The organism is Streptomyces sp. MNU89, from assembly GCF_020982505.1.
Taxonomy (GTDB): domain Bacteria; phylum Actinomycetota; class Actinomycetes; order Streptomycetales; family Streptomycetaceae; genus Streptomyces; species Streptomyces xinghaiensis.
Genome location: NZ_JAJKLL010000001.1, coordinates 1,650,954 through 1,668,062 on the forward strand (window position 1 = coordinate 1,650,954; position 17,109 = coordinate 1,668,062).

Consider the following 17,109-nt stretch of genomic DNA (forward strand, 5'->3'; position numbering starts at 1 on the left):
ACGGTCCGCGACCGGACGGATGTCCGGATAGGCTGGGGTGCTGTGCACTCTTCCTCCGCCGCCCCGAGCCCGATGACCGACGTCACGGAGACTCCGCTGTCGCTCTGCGCCCGTGAGCCGCAGGTGCCCGCCGAGCGCCTGGTCGCGGAGATGGTGCCGCCGCCCCGTTTCCGGGACGCCCGCTTCGAGACCTACATCCCGGACCCGGCGCAGCCCAGCCAGGCGGAGGCCGTCGAGGTGCTGAGCGGCTTCGCCGCCGGACTCGGCGCCGGCACCGCCGCGGGCGGCGGGAAGCGCCGCTGGTTCGCCCGGAAGCCGGCCGCGCCGGCGGGCCCGCGCGGGGTGTATCTCGACGGCGGCTACGGCGTCGGCAAGACCCACCTGCTCGCCGCGCTGTGGCACGCCACGCCCGCCGCGCCGGAGCTGAAGGCGTTCGGCACCTTCGTGGAGCTGACCCATCTGGTCGGCGCGCTGGGCTTCCAGCAGACCGTGCGGACGCTCGGCGACCACCGGCTGCTGTGCATCGACGAGTTCGAGCTGGACGACCCGGGCGACACCGTGCTCGTGTCCACGCTGCTCGGCAAGCTGGTGGACGCCGGCGTCGGGCTCGCCGCCACCTCGAACACCCTGCCGGGCAAGCTCGGCGAGGGCCGGTTCGCCGCCCAGGACTTCCTCCGCGAGATCCAGGGCCTCTCGGCGCACTTCCGGCCGCTGCGGATCGACGGCGAGGACTACCGTCACCGCGGCCTGCCCGAGGCGCCGCCGCCCTTCGCGGGCGAGGTGGTCGAGCGGGCCGCCCACCGCACCCCGGGCGCCTCGCTCGACGCCTTCCCCGCTCTCCTGGAACACCTCTCCCGGATCCACCCCAGCCGTTACGGCGCGCTCACCGACGGGCTCCGCGCCGTCTGCCTGACCGGGGTGCGGCCGGTGCCGGACCAGTCCACGGCCCTGCGCCTGGTCGTTCTGGCGGACCGGCTGTACGACCGCGAGATACCGGTGCTGGCCTCGGGCGTGCCCTTCGACCAGCTGTTCGGCGAGGACATGCTCAAGGGCGGCTACCGCAAGAAGTACTTCCGGGCGATCTCCCGGCTCACGGCGCTCGCCCGGGACGCCGAACCGCTGGCGGAGGCGTAGCCCCCTTCCGACGGCAGCCGGCGACGGCACGGACCCGGCCCCGGAACCGCCGCGGCCGCCCCGCCGCCCGGGAGACCCTGACGCCTGCCCGCTCCGGGCCGCGGCCCGCACGGGCATCCGGCCGTACGCGGCCCGCTCCCTCCCGGCCGGCGCGCGTCAGTTCGACGCCGGCACCGGCTTCGTCTCGCTCGGCCGGACGATGACGAACCCGTCGCCCTCCAGCCGGAGTTGCACCGCCTCGCCCGAGCCGCCCCGGATCATCGAGCCGACGCTCTGCGAGCGGTGCAGGGAGGACGCGAGGTGCGCGCTCCAGCCGACGACCGCGTCGGTGTCCACGAAGACCGGGGCCTGCGGTGAGACGGGGATGACGATCGGATCGCCCTCGCAGACCACCGCGAGCCGGCCCTGGCCGCTGAAGACGCTGTTGAACAGCCCGCCCCCGGCCATCCCCGCGCCCTTGACGACCTTGATCTCGTAGCCCAGTCCGGCGTCGAAGCAGAGGACGTTGCGGCCGTTGACCGTGAGGGTGTCGCCGGGGACGAAGTCGATGATGAAGCAGTTGGCCGCCTCGTGGGCGAACCACGCCTCGCCCTGGCCGCGGACGGCCATCAGGGCCAGCCCCTCCCCCGTGACGGCGCGTTTGAGGAAGTTCCCCACGCCCTGGCCCTGCTTCTCGAACCGGAGATTGCCGCGGAAGGCGATCATCGAGCCCTGGCGGGCGTAGCACTCGCCGTTCACCACATATTTGACCGCCTTGGGGTTCTGGAGCACCATGCCCGGCGCGGTGGGTGGCTGAACCATGTTCTCGGAGGCGAAGAGATCGCTGCGCATGGGGCAATGCTGTCCCGGAATGCATCATTCCGCCAAGGAGGCGCCCGCGGGCACGCGCCGCGCGGGCTGGCAGACTGGCCGGATGACCTCCGCCGACGCCGACACCCGCACCGAGAGCGAGGCCGGCCACAGCCGGCCGGACACCGCCGCGTTCCGGCCCGGGGCCGCGGACCGCGACGCCGCACCCCAGTTCGTGCTGCCCCTGGTGGCCCGCATCGAGAAGGCCGCCCCGCCGTCCCGCACGGACGCGCTGGAGACCGCGGCCCGAGCGGTTCTCGTGCTGCTGTCGGACGAGCGGGCGGCGGATCCGGACGGCGCGTGGTACCGGGCCGTGCGCGACTGGCAGGACGCCCGGATCCGCAAGGTGGTGCGCAGGGCGCGCGGCGCGGAGTGGCGGCGCGCGGCGGCCCTGCCGGGCATCACCGTCACCGGCGGCTCGGCCGAGGTGCGGGTGTACCCGCCGGTCCCGGTCGACGGCTGGCCGAAGGAGCTGGCGAAGCTCCAGGTGTCCGGCACGGAGCTGGACGACCCGGTACCACCGGCCGCCCCGCCGCCCGGGCGGCCCGTGCTGTGGCTCAGTCCGGAGCTGGAGATGTCGGCGGGCAAGGCGATGGCGCAGGCGGGACACGGCGCCCAGCTGGCCTGGCTGCGCCTGCCGCCCGCCGAGCGGTCGGCGTGGCGCGCGGCCGGTTTCCCGCTCGCCGTACGGACCGCGGAGCCCGCGCGCTGGGCGGACCTCACGCGGAGCGGGCTGCCGGTGGTGCGGGACGCGGGCTTCACGGAGATCGCCCCGGGCTCCTGCACGGTCGTCGCGGAACACCCGGCGCTCACGGGGCGCTGAGCGGAGCCCGCGCGCCCGAGCGCACGCGGGCCCGTACGGAGGCCGGAGCGAGGGCCGGGGCGGGGGCACGCCGGACCGTCCCCCGCGTCCGGGAGCACCTCCGGGCGGGCGCACCCGGGCCGGGACAACCGGAGCGGCAGGGCCCCGGTCGTGAACATCCGGAGCGGATCGATCACCGCTTTGAACACCTCCCGCCTCCCGTACGTATCGATCCCCGACGCCACCGGACCGGGCCCGCCCGGCCGGCGGCAGACCAACCGGCTTGACCAACCGCTCAGTCCACGCTGGTCCGGCACGCCACGCCGCTCCTCATGACGGCGCGGCGGGCCGGCCCCGCTCCTCGCTCCCTGCGAGTGCGCCGCCATGGCAGGAGATACTTTGCGACGCATCAACGGAACCGCCGCCATCCTCGTGGCGATCGCCGCGACCATCGGTGCGCTGATCTATCCGATCTGGAGTTACGAGGACCGGTCCGGCACCGGCCTCGCGAACCTTCAGTCACAGACCGTGTCCACCAAGTGGGGGCCGCTGTCGGCCGTCGACCGGGACTTCCTGGTGAAGGTGAGGCTCGCCGGTCTGTGGGAGCTGCCCGCCGGCCGGCAGGCCATGGAGCGGGCGCCCAACCAGGCCGTCCGCGACGCCGGCGACCATCTCGTCGTCGGCCACGCGGACCTGGACCGGCGGGCCCGGGACATCGCCGCCAAGCTCGGCGTGGAGCTGCCGAACGAGCCGACCGACCAGCAAAAGGGCTGGCTCCGGGAGATGACCGACGCCCAGGGCGAGGACTACCAGCGGAAGTTCGCAAACATCCTGCGGACGGCCCACGGCAAGGTCTTCGGGCTCATCGGCCAGGTGCGGCACACCACCCGCAACGAGCTGATCCGCGACCTGGCGGACGCCGCCAACATCACCGTGCTCGACCACATCACCATGCTGGAGAACACCGGCATGGTCGACTTCGACACCATCGCCGCCGAGGAGGCCGCGGCCGCCACGGAGAAGCCGGCTCCCCCGCCGCCGCCCCCGTCGACCTCGTCGGTCATCGGCTCGCCGGTGCCGGTCGTCACGCCTCCCGGCGCCACGTCCCTGCCGTCCGCCGTGCCGGAGACCACCGCGCCTGCGGACGACCCGGGCCGGCCCACCGCGACGCCCACGGCCGACCAGCCCGCCCCCGGCGCCGGCGCACCGGCGGCTCCGCCCGTAACGGGCCGACGGGCCACGACGGGCACCGCGGTCCGCCGGGGCGGCCGACCGCGGTGCCGGGGCGGAGGGTGGTCCCACCCCCACCAGACCACTCCTCCGCCCACTCCCCGCCTCCCGCACCCCACCCCGCGGCGGTAGCTCAAATCAACCTCTGGAACCGGCCCTCGCGCGGTTCGGCGGCCCTCGCGGAGGCCATGTCTCCCGGAGAGGACCGGTACACGGAGAAACCGGTACACGGACGAGGGGGGACCGCCGGACCATGGCACGACTGGGGACGGGCATCGGCTGGCGGCCCGAAATCGCCCGCCACGTCGAGGAGTTGCCGGGCCTGGACTGGGTCGAGGTGGTGGCGGAGAACATCTGCCCCGGTCATCTCCCCGACTCGCTGCTCCGGCTGCGTGAGCGCGGTACGACGATCGTCCCGCACGGCGTCTCGCTGGGCCTCGGCGGTCCCGAACCGCCCGACCCGGCCCGGCTCGCCGCACTCGCCGAGCGCGCCGGGGCTCTGGGCGCCCCGCTCGTCACGGAGCACATCGCCTTCGTCCGCGCGGGCGGCCCGCTCACCGCCTCGCCCCGGCTGGAGGCCGGCCACCTGCTGCCGGTGCCGCGCACCCGGGACGCCCTGGACGTCCTCTGCGCGAACGTCCGGATCGCGCAGGAGGCGCTGCCGGTGCCGCTGGCGCTGGAGAACATTGCCGCGCTGATCTCCTGGCCCGGCGAGGAGCTGACGGAGGGACAGTTCCTCGCCGAACTGGTCCGGCGCACGGGGGTGGGGCTGCTGATCGACGTCGCCAATCTGCACACCAACGCCGTCAACCGGGGTGAGGACCCGTCCGCGGTCCTCGACGCCCTGCCGTGCCACGCGCTGGCCTACGTCCATGTGGCGGGCGGTGTCGAACGGGACGGCGTCTGGCACGACAGCCACGCCCACCCCGTCACCGGCCCCGTGCTGGACGTCCTGGCCGAGCTGTGCGCCCGGGCGGACCCGCCGGGCGTCCTGCTGGAACGGGACGACGACTTTCCCGGCCCTGACCGACTGGCGGCCGAACTGAGCGCCATCCGGGCCGTGGTGACGGCCGCACGCGCGGCCCGCACCGCCCCGGCGGGACGGGGTGCGCTCTCCCCGCCGGAGGCGGGCCCGGCCAGGGGCGCGGGCACGGACGGGGACGCGGCCGGGGGTGCCCCGGCGGTGCCCGCCGAGACCGTCACGGCGGCGGCGGAGGCGGCGGGCCTGGCCGCGTCCGTGGCGGCGGGCGCGGCGGCCGCCGACGCACGCGAACGGCCGGCCTGCGGAGCCCCGCCGACCGCGCCCGGACAGCCCGCCGCCACCGGAACGGGCGTCATCGGGACGAGCACCACCACCGGAAGGGGCGGCGCCACCGCCGCTTCACCGGACCGGAGCAGCGCCCCGCCGGCGACGGAGGCCGCGCGGCTGCGGCTGGCGGTGGCACAGACGGCGCTGCTGTCCTCCCTGGTCGCCGGCACCCCGGCGCCCGACGGCTTCGACCGGGGCCGGCTGGGCGTGCAGAGCCGGGCGCTGGTCCGGAAGCGGACCGGTGTGATCGCCAAGGTGGCGCCCGAGCTGCCGGAGATCCTGGGCCCCCGGTTCCGCGCCGAGTTCGAGGGCTACGCCCGGAACCGGCCGATGACCGGCGGCCACCGCCAGGACGCGCTGAACTTCGCGGCGCACGTCCTGAGCCCGGCCGGGCCCCGCCTGGAACCGGCGGTGCGGCGGCGGCTCGGCCGCTGGTGGCGCGAACGCTCCCGCCCGGCCCCGCCACTGCGCCACCGGGTCGCCGTCCTGCTCCGTGCCGGAGTCCGCCGTCTGTCCGGGCTCACGGGAGCCCGGCGGGCTCAGGCCAGCCCGGCCACCAGTTCGGAGACCGCCTTCCGCCGCCCGGTGTAGAAGGGGACCTCCTCCCGGACGTGCATCCGCGCCTCGGAGCCGCGCAGATGCCGCATGAGGTCGACGATCCGGTACAGCTCGTCGGCCTCGAAGGCGAGAAGCCACTCGTAGTCGCCGAGCGAGAACGAGGGCACGGTGTTGGCCCGGACGTCCGGGAAGCCGCGCGCCATCTTGCCGTGGTCGGCGAGCATCCTGCGGCGGTCCTCGTCCGGCAGCAGGTACCAGTCGTAGCTGCGCACGAAGGGGTACACGCTGACGTACTGGCGCGGCTCCTCGTCGGCCAGGAACGCCGGGATGTGCGACTTGTTGAACTCGGCGGGGCGGTGCAGCGCCATGTTCGACCACACGGGCTCCAGCGCGCGGCCGAGCTTCGTCCGGCGGAAGAGGTTGTACGCCTCCTGGAGGGCGTCGGCCGTCTCCGAGTGCCACCAGATCATGAGATCGGCGTCGGCCCGCAGGCCGGACACGTCGTAGGTGCCGCGCACGACGACGTCCTTGGCGGCGAGTTGGGCGAAGAGCTCGTCCACCTCCTCCGCGTAGCCGCCGCGGTCCTCCGGGAGCACGTCCCGCAGCCGGAAGACCGACCAGAGGGTGTAGCGGATGACCTCGTTGAGGTCCTTGGCCTTCTTGCCGGCGTTCGGGGTCTTGTCAGGAGCAGTCATGGCCCTTATTGTCCTCCGTCTTTCCCGGCGCTCCGCGCCAGGGTGTCCAGTACGGCGCCGGCCGCGCCGTGCGCGCTCGCGACGCAGGCCGGGATGCCCACACCGTCGTAGGCCGCCCCGCAGAGCCGCAGCGACGGCATCCCCGCCAGCCCCTCGCGGACGCGGGCGACCCGGTCCGGATGGCCCACCGGGTACTGCGGCAGGCCGGCCGTCCAGCGGGTGACGCGGGTCGCGACGGGGCGGGCGCGGAGCCCGACGGCCTCGCCCAGGTCCCGGAGCGACACCTCGACCAGGCCCTCGTCGTCCCGTTTCAGCTCCGCCTCCTCGCCGAAGCGGCCGACGGAGGTGCGGATCACGAAGAGGCCGGGGGCGGCCGCGTCGATCCAGCCCCACTTCCGGCTGGCGAACGTGGCCGCCTTGATGGTGCGCCCGTCCACGGGCGGCACCAGGAAACCACTGCCCTCGGGGACCGGCGTCAGGTCGGCGCGGCGGAACACCATGCTCACCAGGGCCATGGACGCGTACTCGACCGTCGCCAGCTCGGCGGCCGCGGCCGGGGCCTCGGCGGCGAGCAGCCGCCCGGCGACGGGGGCGGGCACGGCCAGCACCACGGCGTCGGCCTCGATCACCGCCCGCCCGGGGCCGGACCCGCCGCCCCCGGTGGACGGCTGCGGCTCGCCGGACGCGCCGCTCGCGCCGGACCGGCCCGCCGCGGCCGCCGCCTTCTCCGCGCCCGGCCCTTCGACGACCAGCCGCCAGGCGGCGCCCGTGCGCCGCAGCTCCGTCACGGACGCCCCGGTCGCAACCTCCGCGCCCGCCGCACGGCAGGCCTCGGCGACGGCCGGGGGCAGCGTGCCGACGCCGCCGTCGATGCCCATGAAGACCGGTCCCGGGTCCGGCTGCCCGGTAGCGCGCCGCTGGAGCTCCCGCACCCCCTCGGTCAGCGACCTGCCGTCGCGCGCCAGCCGGTACAGCTGCGGTACCGCCGCGCGCAGCGAGATGCGGTAGGCGTCGCCGGCGTAGACGCCGCCGAGCAGGGGTTCGACCAGCCGGTCGACCACCTCGCGGCCGAGCCGGTCCGCGAGGTACTCGCCGACGGCCACGTCCTCGCCCTCGCCGATGACGGCGGGCGGCAGTTCCGGCTCGCGCGCGATCCGGGCCAGGCCCTCCTCCGAGATCACCCCGGAGGCCGCCAGCGCCTCCGCGTCACCCGGCACGCCCATGACGTGCCCCTTGGGCATGGGGCGCAGCGCGCCCCTCGTCCAGAGCGTGGCCGAGGCCGTGGCGGGCGGCTGGAGCCGGCCGGACAGGCCCGCGGCGCGGGCCAGGTCGACGGCTTCCGGGCGCCGGGCGAGCATCGACTCCGCGCCGAAGTCCACGGGGACGCCCGCGAGTTCACCGGCGAGCAGCTTTCCGCCGACCCGCGGGGACCCCTCGAGCACCGTCACCCGGGCGCCGCCCTCGAGCAGCCGGTGCGCGGCCGCCAGACCGGAGACACCGCCTCCGACGACAACGACATGGCCTGCGGATGCGTGCGTCTCACTCATGCCGCCCACTCTCTCAGAGCCCGGCCCGTCGGGCGCCAGGGTCCAATGGCCCCTCCAGGGGTATCCGGACCGGCCGTGATCTCCGCCGGGTCCCGCCCGGCCTCTCCTCTCTCCCCCGCGTCCCGCCCGGCCGCACGCTGCTTCCGCCGGTATCTCCCCGGTATCCCACCGTGACCGCATCGGGACCGCGGACCGGCAACCCGGCCCCCACCCGCCCCGTCAGAAGGGCGACATCATCGAACACTCCTGGGGGGACCAGCGATGACACACCCGATACGGCACATACCGGAGAGCCCGGAGAGCCGCGCCGGAGGCGGCCGGCGCGGCAGGAACCGGCGGCGCCGGCCCGCCCGCGCCGCGGTGGCGGCGGCCGTTCTGCTCACGGCCCTGCTCGGCGCCGCGGGCTGCGGCAGCGGTGGCGGGTCCGACGGCAAGTCGGCCGTGGAGGCCCCCGCGGCGCAGCGCGACGGGGGCGCCGGCAGCGCGGCGGACGGCCCGGCCGCCGGGGAGGCCGGAGCCGGGGACCGCGCCGCACAGCCGGGCGGTACGGAGGACGCCGCCGGCCCGGCCTCCCCGGGGGACACGCGCCGGACGCCCGCGTCCGTGCCCGCGCACGTCATCCGCACGGCGACCCTCACCGTCCGCGTCAAGGACGTGCCGTCCGCGCTCGACACGGCCCGTACGGCGGCGGAGAACGCGGGCGGCTACATCAGCGACGAGACGACGGACCGCGACTCCGACGGCCGCGAACGGTCGCGTCTTGTGCTGCGGATCCCCCAGGAGAAGTACACGGACCTGCTGGAGGAGCTGGCCGGCACGGGCGAGCTCCTCGAACGGAAGGTCGACGCGCAGGACGTCACCGATCAGGTCGTCGACGTCGAGAGCCGTGTCAAGTCGCAGCGCGCGAGCGTCGCACGGGTGCGCGAGCTGATGGACCGGGCGGACAAGCTCAGCGACATCGTCACGCTGGAGGGCGAACTGAGCACGCGGCAAAGCGAGTTGGAGGCTCTGCTCGCCCAGCGGGCGTCGCTGGAGGACCGCACGGCGATGGCCACCGTCACGCTGAGGCTGACCGAGACGGAGCGGGCGGAGAAGTCCGAGGACGAGCTCTCCTTCCCCGACGCCCTGGCGGGCGGCTGGCACGCCTTCACCACGGGGCTGCGGTGGCTGGCGGTGGCGGTGGGCGCCGTCCTGCCGTTCGCGGTGGCCCTGGCCCTGATCCTGCTGCTGGTCCGTCTGGCCGGGCGGCTGCTCCCGGGCCGCGCCGCCGGCCGGGAGCGCGGCCCGGCTGAGTCGGCTGAGTCGGCTGAGTCGGCGGCCGAGGCCGCGTCCCCGGCACCGGCTCCGGCCGCACCTCCGGCCCCGGGCACGGCACCGGGCACGGGACCGGCGCCGTCGGGCCGGGCCGCGGAGGAGTAGACCCCCCGCAGGGGGCGCCGTCCACGGCGAACAGCAGGCCGGCCGGCGCCCCCACCGGCTCCTCCGGACACGGACAGCCGGCCCCGGAGGGCAGCACACCCCGCCCCGGCGGGCCGGACGGCCCCGCGCCGGGCCGTACCCCCGCGCGGTGCGCGGAGCCGGAGCCGGGGACCCGCGGGCGGGCCGCATCCATCCCGCGCCCGCCGGGCAGCCGCCCTACCGTGGGGGCAGGAAAGCGAAACCCGGGCGAAAGGACACCGCATGGCGGCGCGGCGGATGCTCATCATCGGCGGAGACGCGGCCGGCATGTCCGCCGCGTCCCAGGCACGCAGGCTGAAGCGCCCGGACGAACTGGAGATCCTCGCCTTCGAGCGGTCCGCCTTCACCTCGTACTCCGCCTGCGGCATCCCGTACTGGGTCGGCGGCGTGGTCGACGGCCCGGACGCCCTGGTGGCCCGGACCGCCGCCGAGCACCGGGCCCGCGGCATCGATCTCCGGATGCACACCGAGGTGACCGCGATCGACACCGCGGCGCAGCGGGTGCGGGTCCGCGACCGGGAGGGCGGCGAGCGCTGGGAAGGGTACGACGACCTGGTCGTCGCCACCGGCGCCCGCCCCCTGCGGCCGGACATCCCCGGCATCGACGCGCCCGGCGTGCACGGGGTGCAGAACCTCGACGACGGCCGGGCGCTGCACGACGCCCTCGGCAAGGACGCCGAGGGGCTGCGCGCCGTGGTCGTCGGCGCGGGCTACATCGGTGTGGAGATGGCCGAGGCCCTGGTGAACCGGGGCTGCCGGGTCACCGTGCTGGAGCGCGCCGAAGAGCCCATGTCGACGCTCGACCCGGACATGGGACGGATCGTCCACGAGGCGATGTGCGGGCTCGGCATCCACACCGTGACCGGCGCCGAGGTGACGGAGGTGCTCACCGGGGACGACGGCCGGGTCGCCGGCGTCCGCACCCGGGAGGAGGAGTACCCGGTCGATCTCGTCGTCCTGGGCCTCGGCGTCCGGCCCGAGACGCGGCTGGCCCGGGAGGCGGGACTGCCGCTCGGCGCGTCCGGCGGGCTCCTGACGGACCTCGCGATGCGGGTGCGCGGCGAGGAGAACATCTGGGCCGGCGGCGACTGCGTGGAAGTCCTCGATCTGGTGTCCGGCCGGACCCGGCACATCGCCCTCGGCACCCACGCCAACAAGCACGGGCAGGTCATCGGCAGCAACGTCGGCGGCGGCTACGCCACCTTCCCCGGTGTGGTCGGCACGGCGGTCAGCAAGGTCTGCGATCTGGAGATCGCCCGGACCGGCCTGCTGGAGGCACAGGCCCGGCAGGCCGGGCTCGACTTCGTCACGGTGACCATCGAGTCGACCAGCCGGGCGGGCTACTACCCCGGCGCCCGCCCCATGACGGTGAAGATGCTCGCCGAGCGGCGCACAGGGCGGCTGCTCGGCGTGCAGATCGTCGGGCGCGAGGGGGCCGGCAAGCGGGTCGACGTGGCGGCGGTCGCGCTGACCGCGGGCATGACGGTGGAGCAGATGACGGCCCTCGACCTGGGGTACGCGCCCCCGTTCTCCCCGGTCTGGGACCCGGTCCTGGTGGCCGCCCGCAAGGCGACGGCAGCCGTGGCCGCCGACGTGCGGGCCCGCTGACGCACGGCGGGCGCCCGCCCCCGCGGTGATCTCCCGTTCCCCTCACGCGAGTTCCGGGCCCGCGGATTCCCGGCGCGGCGGGTGCCGCCACTCGGTGATAATCGCCCCCATGCTCGAACGCACCCACGCACCACCGGCCGCCCGCCCCGGTGCCCTCCTCCTCCGCGAGCGTGCCGAGGCCGCGCTGCGGGACGCCGCACCGGCCCTCCTGGCCTACACGGCGGTGCGGCTCACCGGTCTGCTGCTGCTCACCGTGCCGGCCGTGGCCACCGGCCGGGACGTCCTCGGCCTGCTCAGCAGACGCTGGGACGCCGTCTGGTACACGCGGATCGCCGAGCACGGCTACGGCTTCGAGATCGCGACCCCCGACGGCGTCCACTCCAACCTCGCCTTCTTCCCGCTGCTGCCCGCCCTGGAGCGGGTGCTGGCGGCCCTGACCCCGTTCGAAGCGGCCACCTCCGGCCTGCTGGCCGGCTGGCTCGCCTCCCTCGCCGCCGCCTGGGGCATCTACGCGGTCGGCGCCCGGCTCCGCGGCCCGGCCACCGGAGTCGTGCTGGCGGCGCTGTGGGGCGCGTACCCGACCGGCTTCGTCCAGTCGATGGCCTACACCGAGACCCTGTTCACGGCCTTCGCCGCCTGGTCCCTGTACGCGGTGCTGACCGGCCGCTGGCCGGCGGCGGGCGCCCTCGCCGTGCTGGCGGGGCTGACCCGCCCGACGGCGGCGGCGCTCGTCGCGGCCGTCGTCGTCCCGGCGGGCGTGGCCCTCGTCCGCGACTGGCGGGCCGGCATCCCGCCGGCCGTGCTGCTCCGCCTGCACCGGCCGATGCTGCTCGGCCTGCTGCTGGCCCCCCTGGGCTGGCTCTCCTACGTGCTCTACGTGGCGGCCCGCCGGGACGACCTGCTCGCCTACTTCGCGGTGCAGGAAGCGTGGGGCAACGGCTTCGACGGCGGCCGGGCCCTGGCGGGCTTCGCCGCGGAGACCCTGCGGTCGAACGCCCTTGCTGGGTTCGGCCTGTGCGCGGCCCTCGCGCTGGTGTTCTGGCTGCTGCGGCTGTGCGTGCGGCAGCGCCAGCCGTTGCCGCTGCTGGTGTACTCGTTCGCCGTCGTCGCCGTCTCGCTGGCCGGCTCCGGCTACTTCGGTTCCCGGCCCCGGCTGATGATGCCCGCGTTCCCGCTGCTGCTGCCGGCGGCCGTGGTGGTGGCCCGGCAGCAGCCGGCGCGGGCGGCGCTGATCTGCGCCGTCGCGGCCGTGGCCTCGGGCGTCTACGGGGCCGTCACCCTGCTGGGCCCGGGCCCGCCGTGAGCGGGGACGCCGCCGGACCGCGCGCCGGCGGGTCCCGCCGGCGCGGGCGGCGGCGGTACCCGCGGCGCGGGCGCTCCGGTGCTCAGCGGGCGCTCCGGCCGTGGACGTACTCGACGAGCCGGGTCAGCGCGTCCGGGTCGGTCGAGGGCAGCACTCCGTGCCCGAGGTTGAAGATGTGGCCGGGCAGGTCCCGCGCCGCCTCCAGCACCTCGCCGGCCTTGGTCTCCACGACCTCCCGCGGCGCGAACAGCACCGCCGGGTCGAGGTTGCCCTGCAGGGCCTTGCCGGGGCCGACCCGCCGCGCGGCCTCGTCCATCGGCACCCGCCAGTCGACGCCCACGACGTCGGCGCCGGCCTCGCCCATCAGCCCGAGCAGTTCGCCGGTTCCCACGCCGAAGTGGATCCGCGGCACACCGTGCCGGGCGACCGCGTCGAACACCTTGGCGGAGGCGGGCATCACCGAGCGCCGGTAGTCGGCGGGGGCGAGCGCGCCCACCCAGGAGTCGAAGAGCTGGACGGCCGAGGCCCCCGCCTCGATCTGCACGTCGAGGAAGGCGGCGGTGATGTCCGCGAGCCGGTCCAGCAGATCGGCCCAGAGCTCCGGGTCGCCGTACATGAGCGCCTTGGTGTGCTCGTGGTTGCGGGACGGGCCGCCCTCCACGAGGTAGCTCGCCAGCGTGAACGGGGCCCCGGCGAAGCCGATCAGCGGCGTGGAGCCGAGTTCGCCGGTGAGCATGCCCACGGCCTCGGTCACGTACTTGACGTCGTCCGGCTCCAGCGGGCGCAGCCGCTCCAGGTCGGCGCGGGTCCGGACCGGCCGCTCGACGACCGGGCCGACCCCCGGCTTGATGTCGAGGTCGATGCCGATGGCCTTGAGCGGCACGACGATGTCGCTGAAGTAGATGGCCGCGTCGACCTTGTGCCGGCGGACGGGCTGGAGGGTGATCTCGGTGACCAGGTCCGGCCGCATGCAGGAGTCGAGCATCGCGATGCCCTCGCGGACCTTGAGGTACTCCGGCAGCGACCGTCCGGCCTGGCGCATGAACCAGACGGGGGTGTGCGGGACCGGCTCGCGCCGGCAGGCCCGCAGAAAGGCCGAGCCGGCCGTCCTGCCGCTCTGCTGCGGGCTCGTCATCGGGCCTCCCCGGCGGCGGCGGAACGAAGAGTCCGGGAGGGGATCTCGCCCGCTCGGATCGAGCGGAGAGCTTGGGGAACGTCGTTGGCACTCACCCCGAATCTTCGCACGCGGGCACCCGCGCGGATCCGCCCGCCCGCCTTTCCCCACCCGGGTGTCCTCCGTGGCTGCGGGGCCCGTTCCGCCTAGTCTTCCCGGCATGGCTGCGGCTCAGGGACATCTTGCGGACGGTCCGGACAACGGGGGCGGGGACGAGGCACCGGCCGCGTTCCTCAGCGCGGTCGAAGGGCTGCGCGGCGCACGCCTGCGCCCCGAGCTGGAGGTCGCGGTGACCCGCGCCCCGGCCCGGCTCGCCCCGCACGCGTACGCGCTGGAGGCGGCGGTCGTCCAGGACGACGAGGACCTCGCCGACGGCCGTCTGATCCTGCTGCACGACCCGGCCGGGCACGACGCGTGGCAGGGCACCTTCCGTCTGGTGACCCTGGTCCGGGCGGAGCTGGAGCCGGAGATGGCCGGCGACCCGCTGCTCCCCGAGGTGTGCTGGTCCTGGCTGACCGGCGCGTTCGAGGCCCGGGGCGTCGCCCACGAGGAACTGAGCGGGACGGTGACCCTGGCGGGTTCGCACTACTTCGGCGGCCTCGGCGACCGCCCCCCGGCCACCCAGATCGAGATCCGCGCCTCCTGGACCCCGCGCGAGGGCCGCGAGGGCGTACCGGACACGGCCGCGCACCTCAGCGCCTGGTGCGAGCTGCTCTGCCAGATCGGCGGCCTGCCCCCGACGGGCGGCGTGGACGCGGCCGTGGTCACCCTCCCGCAGCGCCGGGGCCCGCGCGCCCGCTGAGCCGCGCCCGCCGATACCCGCACCGCCGTCCCGGGCGCCACCCCGGTCTCCGGGACCCCTTCACCCCGGCCGTGTCGGCCGCCCCGGCCCCTTCCGCCCCGGCAGGCGCCCCTCCGGGCCCGGCGCGCACAGGCCCGGCGCGCACGGGGCCCGGAAACGCCGCACGCCCCGTGCGGGACACCGCGGGGCGCCCGCTCCCGGGCCGTCCCGCGATCGAGCAGTCGTCCGAATTGCCCGAATTGTTACTCACTAAATCGTGATCATTCGCTAAAGACTCCCCCGAATGCTGCCGAAGGACCAGGTGTCCCCCACGGGACGCAGCCCCCGGCTCACCCCCATACAGAGCCCTTCCCCGCACTCCCCCAGCAGGAGGCCTGGTGTCCGTTCTTCTCGAGCAGCCCGCAAGCCTGGTCGCCTACCGTCCGAACAAGCCGACGGCCATGGTCGTCGTCGCCGACCCCCGTGTCCGCTCCACCGTCACCCGTCACCTCTGGGCGCTCGGGGTCCGGGACGTCATCGAGGCCTCCTCGATCGCGGAGGCCCGCCCCCGGGTCGCCAACCCCCGCGACATCTGCGTCGCCGACGTCCACCTCCCCGACGGCTCCGGTCTCACCCTGCTCTCCGAGACCCGCGCCGCGGGCTGGCCCAACGGCCTCGCCCTCTCCGCCGCCGACGACATCGGCGCCGTCCGCAACGCCCTCGCCGGCGGCGTCAAGGGGTACGTCGTCACCGGCACCCGCACCAACCTCGGCATTCCCGGGCGCCCCGGCGCCGTGCCCGTCGGCGCGGCGGCGGCCCGGATGCACCGCCGCCCGCCGGGCGCCCCCGGTCACCCGGGCGGCTACCGGGAGCTGTCCGGCCGCGAGGTCGAGGTGCTCCGGCTCGTCGCCGAGGGCCAGTCCAACAAGGCGATCGGCGTGTCCATGGGGCTCTCCGCCCTGACCGTCAAGAGCCACCTCGCCCGGATCGCGCGCAAGCTGGGCACCGGCGACCGCGCCGGCATGGTGGCCGTCGCCCTGCGCACCGGCATCATCCACTGACCCCCCTCCGCACCCCGCCTCCCGGCCTGCTCGCGCCCGCCGACGGAACGTTCCGTCGGCGGGCGTCGGCCACTCATGGATACCCTGGTCCGGTGACCGACGCCCAAGAGACCGCAGAAGACCGCACACTGCGCATTCCCGGGGGCGCCCCCCCGGATGTTGCCGTCCACAGCGCGCCGGTTCCGCTACTGGATCCCCGTGAGGGCATCCCCCCGGTGACGGCCGACCCCGGAGAGCTGGAGCGGGTCGCCGCCGCCTTCGCCGCGGGCACCGGCCCCGTCGCCGTCGACGCCGAGCGCGCCTCGGGCTACCGCTACGGCCAGCGCGCCTACCTCGTCCAGCTGCGCCGCGAGGGCGCCGGCAGCGCCCTGATCGACCCGGTCGGCTGCCCCGACCTGTCCGTGCTCGGCGACGCCCTCGCCGATACCGAATGGGTGCTGCACGCCGCGAGCCAGGACCTCCCCTGCCTGCGGGAGATAGGCATGCGGCCGGCCCGGCTGTTCGACACCGAGCTGGCCGGGCGCCTCGCCGGCTTCGCCCGTGTGGGCCTCGGCGCCATGGTGGAGAAGGTGCTCGGCTTCGCCCTGGAGAAGGGCCACTCGGCCGTCGACTGGTCGACCCGTCCGCTCCCCGAGCCCTGGCTGCGGTACGCCGCGCTCGACGTCGAGCTGCTGGTCGACCTGCGGGACGCGCTGGAGGAGGAGCTCGACCGGCAGGGCAAGCTCGACTGGGCGCACCAGGAGTTCGGCGCCATCGCCGCCGCGCCCCCGCCGCCGCCGCGCAAGGACCCCTGGCGCCGCACCTCCGGAATGCACAAGGTGCGGCGGCGCCGCCAGATGGCGGTCGTCCGGGAGCTGTGGACGGCCCGGGACCGGATCGCGCAGCGCCGCGACGTGTCGCCCGGCAAGGTGCTGAGCGACGCCGCCATCGTCGAGGCCGCCCTCGCCCTGCCGCAGAACGCGCAGGCGCTCGCCGTCCTCCCGGGCTTCGGGCACCGGATGGGCCGCAAGCAGCTGGAGCAGTGGCAGGCCGCCGTCGACCGGGCCCGCGCGCTTCCCGACGCGGAACTGCCGCAGCCCGGGCAGGCCGTGACCGGACCGCCGCCGCCGCGCTCCTGGGCCGACAAGGACCCGGCCGCCGCGGCGCGGCTGTCGGCGGCGCGGGCGGCGGTGACCGCGCTCGCGGAGGGCCTGAACCTCCCGCAGGAGAACCTGATCACCCCGGACACGGTCCGCCGGCTCTGCTGGGAGCCGCCGGCCGAGCAGACTCCGGAGGCGGTCGCCGCGACGCTCGCTGGGCACGGCGCCCGGCCCTGGCAGATCGAGCTGACCGCGCCGCTGCTGGCGGGCGCGCTGTCGGCCACTCCGCCGGAGTAGGACCTCCGGGTCCGGGCGTCGGACCGGAGCATCGGGTCCGCGCGCCGGGTTTCGGGGCCTTCAGGGTGACATTCTCCGGCCCGTACGGGGCGGGGGATCCGCGAGCGGGGGCGGCGTCCGGCGTGTGATCTCCGCCGCTCCGGCGGGCAGGGGTGGGCAGCCTGGTTACCCGCAAGTAGCATGGCGGGAGTCCGCCGTCCCCGCACGGCGGTGTGAGCCGCCGT

At 75.8% G+C, this 17,109-nt stretch carries 13 protein-coding genes and 1 pseudogene; 10 read left to right on the plus strand and 4 right to left on the minus strand.

From position 1 onward, the window contains the following. The first annotated feature begins 72 nt into the window (after positions 1 to 72). Entirely contained in the window at positions 73 to 1,134 is a 1,062-nt protein-coding gene (gene zapE, locus E4N63_RS07015) for a cell division protein ZapE (protein ID WP_230240236.1), read from the plus strand. Positions 1,135 to 1,290: 156 nt separating this feature from the next. Here the strand turns inward: zapE and E4N63_RS07020 are convergent, their stop codons facing one another. After that, a complete protein-coding gene (locus tag E4N63_RS07020) occupies positions 1,291 to 1,965 on the minus strand; it encodes an AIM24 family protein (protein ID WP_125622513.1) in 675 nt (224 codons plus the stop codon). An 82-nt stretch (positions 1,966 to 2,047) separates the two neighbouring features. On the opposite strand from E4N63_RS07020, the gene E4N63_RS07025 reads away from it, so the two are divergent. The 3 genes and pseudogenes from E4N63_RS07025 (at position 2,048) to E4N63_RS07035 (ending at position 5,915) form a co-directional block, all read left to right on the plus strand. After that, complete coding sequence (locus E4N63_RS07025) at positions 2,048 to 2,806, plus strand: peptidyl-tRNA hydrolase (protein ID WP_125622511.1); 759 nt, start codon at positions 2,048 to 2,050, stop codon at positions 2,804 to 2,806. A 378-nt stretch (positions 2,807 to 3,184) separates the two neighbouring features. Further along, positions 3,185 to 3,925: pseudogene (locus E4N63_RS07030) on the plus strand (DUF4142 domain-containing protein); the annotation flags it as partial. A gap of 343 nt (positions 3,926 to 4,268) precedes the next feature. Continuing rightward, complete coding sequence (locus E4N63_RS07035; protein ID WP_230240237.1) at positions 4,269 to 5,915, plus strand: DUF692 domain-containing protein; 1,647 nt, start codon at positions 4,269 to 4,271, stop codon at positions 5,913 to 5,915. Here E4N63_RS07035 and hemQ read toward each other — a convergent pair. Both hemQ and hemG read right to left on the minus strand, forming a co-directional pair. Continuing rightward, positions 5,864 to 6,577, minus strand: coding sequence for a hydrogen peroxide-dependent heme synthase (gene hemQ, locus E4N63_RS07040; RefSeq protein WP_019706350.1), 714 nt, complete (start codon positions 6,575 to 6,577; stop codon positions 5,864 to 5,866). The two genes, E4N63_RS07035 and hemQ, sit on opposite strands and share 52 nt — an antisense overlap. A 5-nt stretch (positions 6,578 to 6,582) precedes the next feature. After that, entirely contained in the window at positions 6,583 to 8,124 is a 1,542-nt protein-coding gene (gene hemG / locus E4N63_RS07045) for a protoporphyrinogen oxidase (RefSeq protein ID WP_230240238.1), read from the minus strand. A gap of 261 nt (positions 8,125 to 8,385) precedes the next feature. On the opposite strand from hemG, the gene E4N63_RS07050 reads away from it, so the two are divergent. From E4N63_RS07050 to E4N63_RS07060, 3 genes are all read left to right on the plus strand, one after another. After that, positions 8,386 to 9,543: a DUF4349 domain-containing protein gene (locus E4N63_RS07050; protein WP_230240239.1), complete on the plus strand. Its 1,158-nt coding sequence runs from the start codon at positions 8,386 to 8,388 to the stop codon at positions 9,541 to 9,543. Between the two features lie 261 nt (positions 9,544 to 9,804). Next, positions 9,805 to 11,190: an FAD-dependent oxidoreductase gene (locus E4N63_RS07055; protein WP_230240240.1), complete on the plus strand. Its 1,386-nt coding sequence runs from the start codon at positions 9,805 to 9,807 to the stop codon at positions 11,188 to 11,190. A 109-nt stretch (positions 11,191 to 11,299) separates the two neighbouring features. Continuing rightward, positions 11,300 to 12,493 (plus strand): hypothetical protein, encoded by a 1,194-nt coding sequence (locus tag E4N63_RS07060; protein ID WP_230240241.1) that lies wholly within the window; start codon positions 11,300 to 11,302, stop codon positions 12,491 to 12,493. Between the two features lie 82 nt (positions 12,494 to 12,575). Here the strand turns inward: E4N63_RS07060 and hemE are convergent, their stop codons facing one another. Further along, on the minus strand, positions 12,576 to 13,628 hold the full coding sequence (gene hemE, locus E4N63_RS07065; RefSeq protein WP_019706414.1) for a uroporphyrinogen decarboxylase: 1,053 nt from the start codon (positions 13,626 to 13,628) through the stop codon (positions 12,576 to 12,578). 199 nt (positions 13,629 to 13,827) lie between these two features. On the opposite strand from hemE, the gene E4N63_RS07070 reads away from it, so the two are divergent. The 3 genes from E4N63_RS07070 to E4N63_RS07080 all read left to right on the plus strand — a co-directional run bounded on the left by E4N63_RS07070 (position 13,828) and on the right by E4N63_RS07080 (position 16,885). Beyond that, on the plus strand, positions 13,828 to 14,469 hold the full coding sequence (locus E4N63_RS07070) for a DUF3000 domain-containing protein (protein WP_125626108.1): 642 nt from the start codon (positions 13,828 to 13,830) through the stop codon (positions 14,467 to 14,469). Between the two features lie 377 nt (positions 14,470 to 14,846). Next, positions 14,847 to 15,509, plus strand: a complete 663-nt coding sequence (locus E4N63_RS07075; protein WP_030544346.1) for a response regulator transcription factor — start codon at positions 14,847 to 14,849, stop codon at positions 15,507 to 15,509. 92 nt (positions 15,510 to 15,601) lie between these two features. Next, positions 15,602 to 16,885 carry a ribonuclease D gene (locus E4N63_RS07080; protein WP_125626787.1) on the plus strand — a complete coding sequence of 428 codons (1,284 nt, stop codon included), beginning with the start codon at positions 15,602 to 15,604 and terminating at the stop codon, positions 16,883 to 16,885. The last annotated feature ends 224 nt before the right edge of the window (positions 16,886 to 17,109 follow it).

What these genes read in the sequence shown, in the direction of transcription:
- hemG (WP_230240238.1), bottom strand. Translation starts at nt 8,124, where the DNA reads ATGAGTGAGACGCACGCATCCGCAGGCCATGTCGTTGTCGTCGGAGGC.
- hemQ (WP_019706350.1), bottom strand. Translation starts at nt 6,577, where the DNA reads ATGACTGCTCCTGACAAGACCCCGAACGCCGGCAAGAAGGCCAAGGAC.
- E4N63_RS07060 (WP_230240241.1), top strand. Translation starts at nt 11,300, where the DNA reads ATGCTCGAACGCACCCACGCACCACCGGCCGCCCGCCCCGGTGCCCTC.
- E4N63_RS07035 (WP_230240237.1), top strand. Translation starts at nt 4,269, where the DNA reads ATGGCACGACTGGGGACGGGCATCGGCTGGCGGCCCGAAATCGCCCGC.
- E4N63_RS07025 (WP_125622511.1), top strand. Translation starts at nt 2,048, where the DNA reads ATGACCTCCGCCGACGCCGACACCCGCACCGAGAGCGAGGCCGGCCAC.
- E4N63_RS07020 (WP_125622513.1), bottom strand. Translation starts at nt 1,965, where the DNA reads ATGCGCAGCGATCTCTTCGCCTCCGAGAACATGGTTCAGCCACCCACC.
- E4N63_RS07055 (WP_230240240.1), top strand. Translation starts at nt 9,805, where the DNA reads ATGGCGGCGCGGCGGATGCTCATCATCGGCGGAGACGCGGCCGGCATG.
- E4N63_RS07070 (WP_125626108.1), top strand. Translation starts at nt 13,828, where the DNA reads ATGGCTGCGGCTCAGGGACATCTTGCGGACGGTCCGGACAACGGGGGC.
- E4N63_RS07050 (WP_230240239.1), top strand. Translation starts at nt 8,386, where the DNA reads ATGACACACCCGATACGGCACATACCGGAGAGCCCGGAGAGCCGCGCC.
- hemE (WP_019706414.1), bottom strand. Translation starts at nt 13,628, where the DNA reads ATGACGAGCCCGCAGCAGAGCGGCAGGACGGCCGGCTCGGCCTTTCTG.
- zapE (WP_230240236.1), top strand. Translation starts at nt 73, where the DNA reads ATGACCGACGTCACGGAGACTCCGCTGTCGCTCTGCGCCCGTGAGCCG.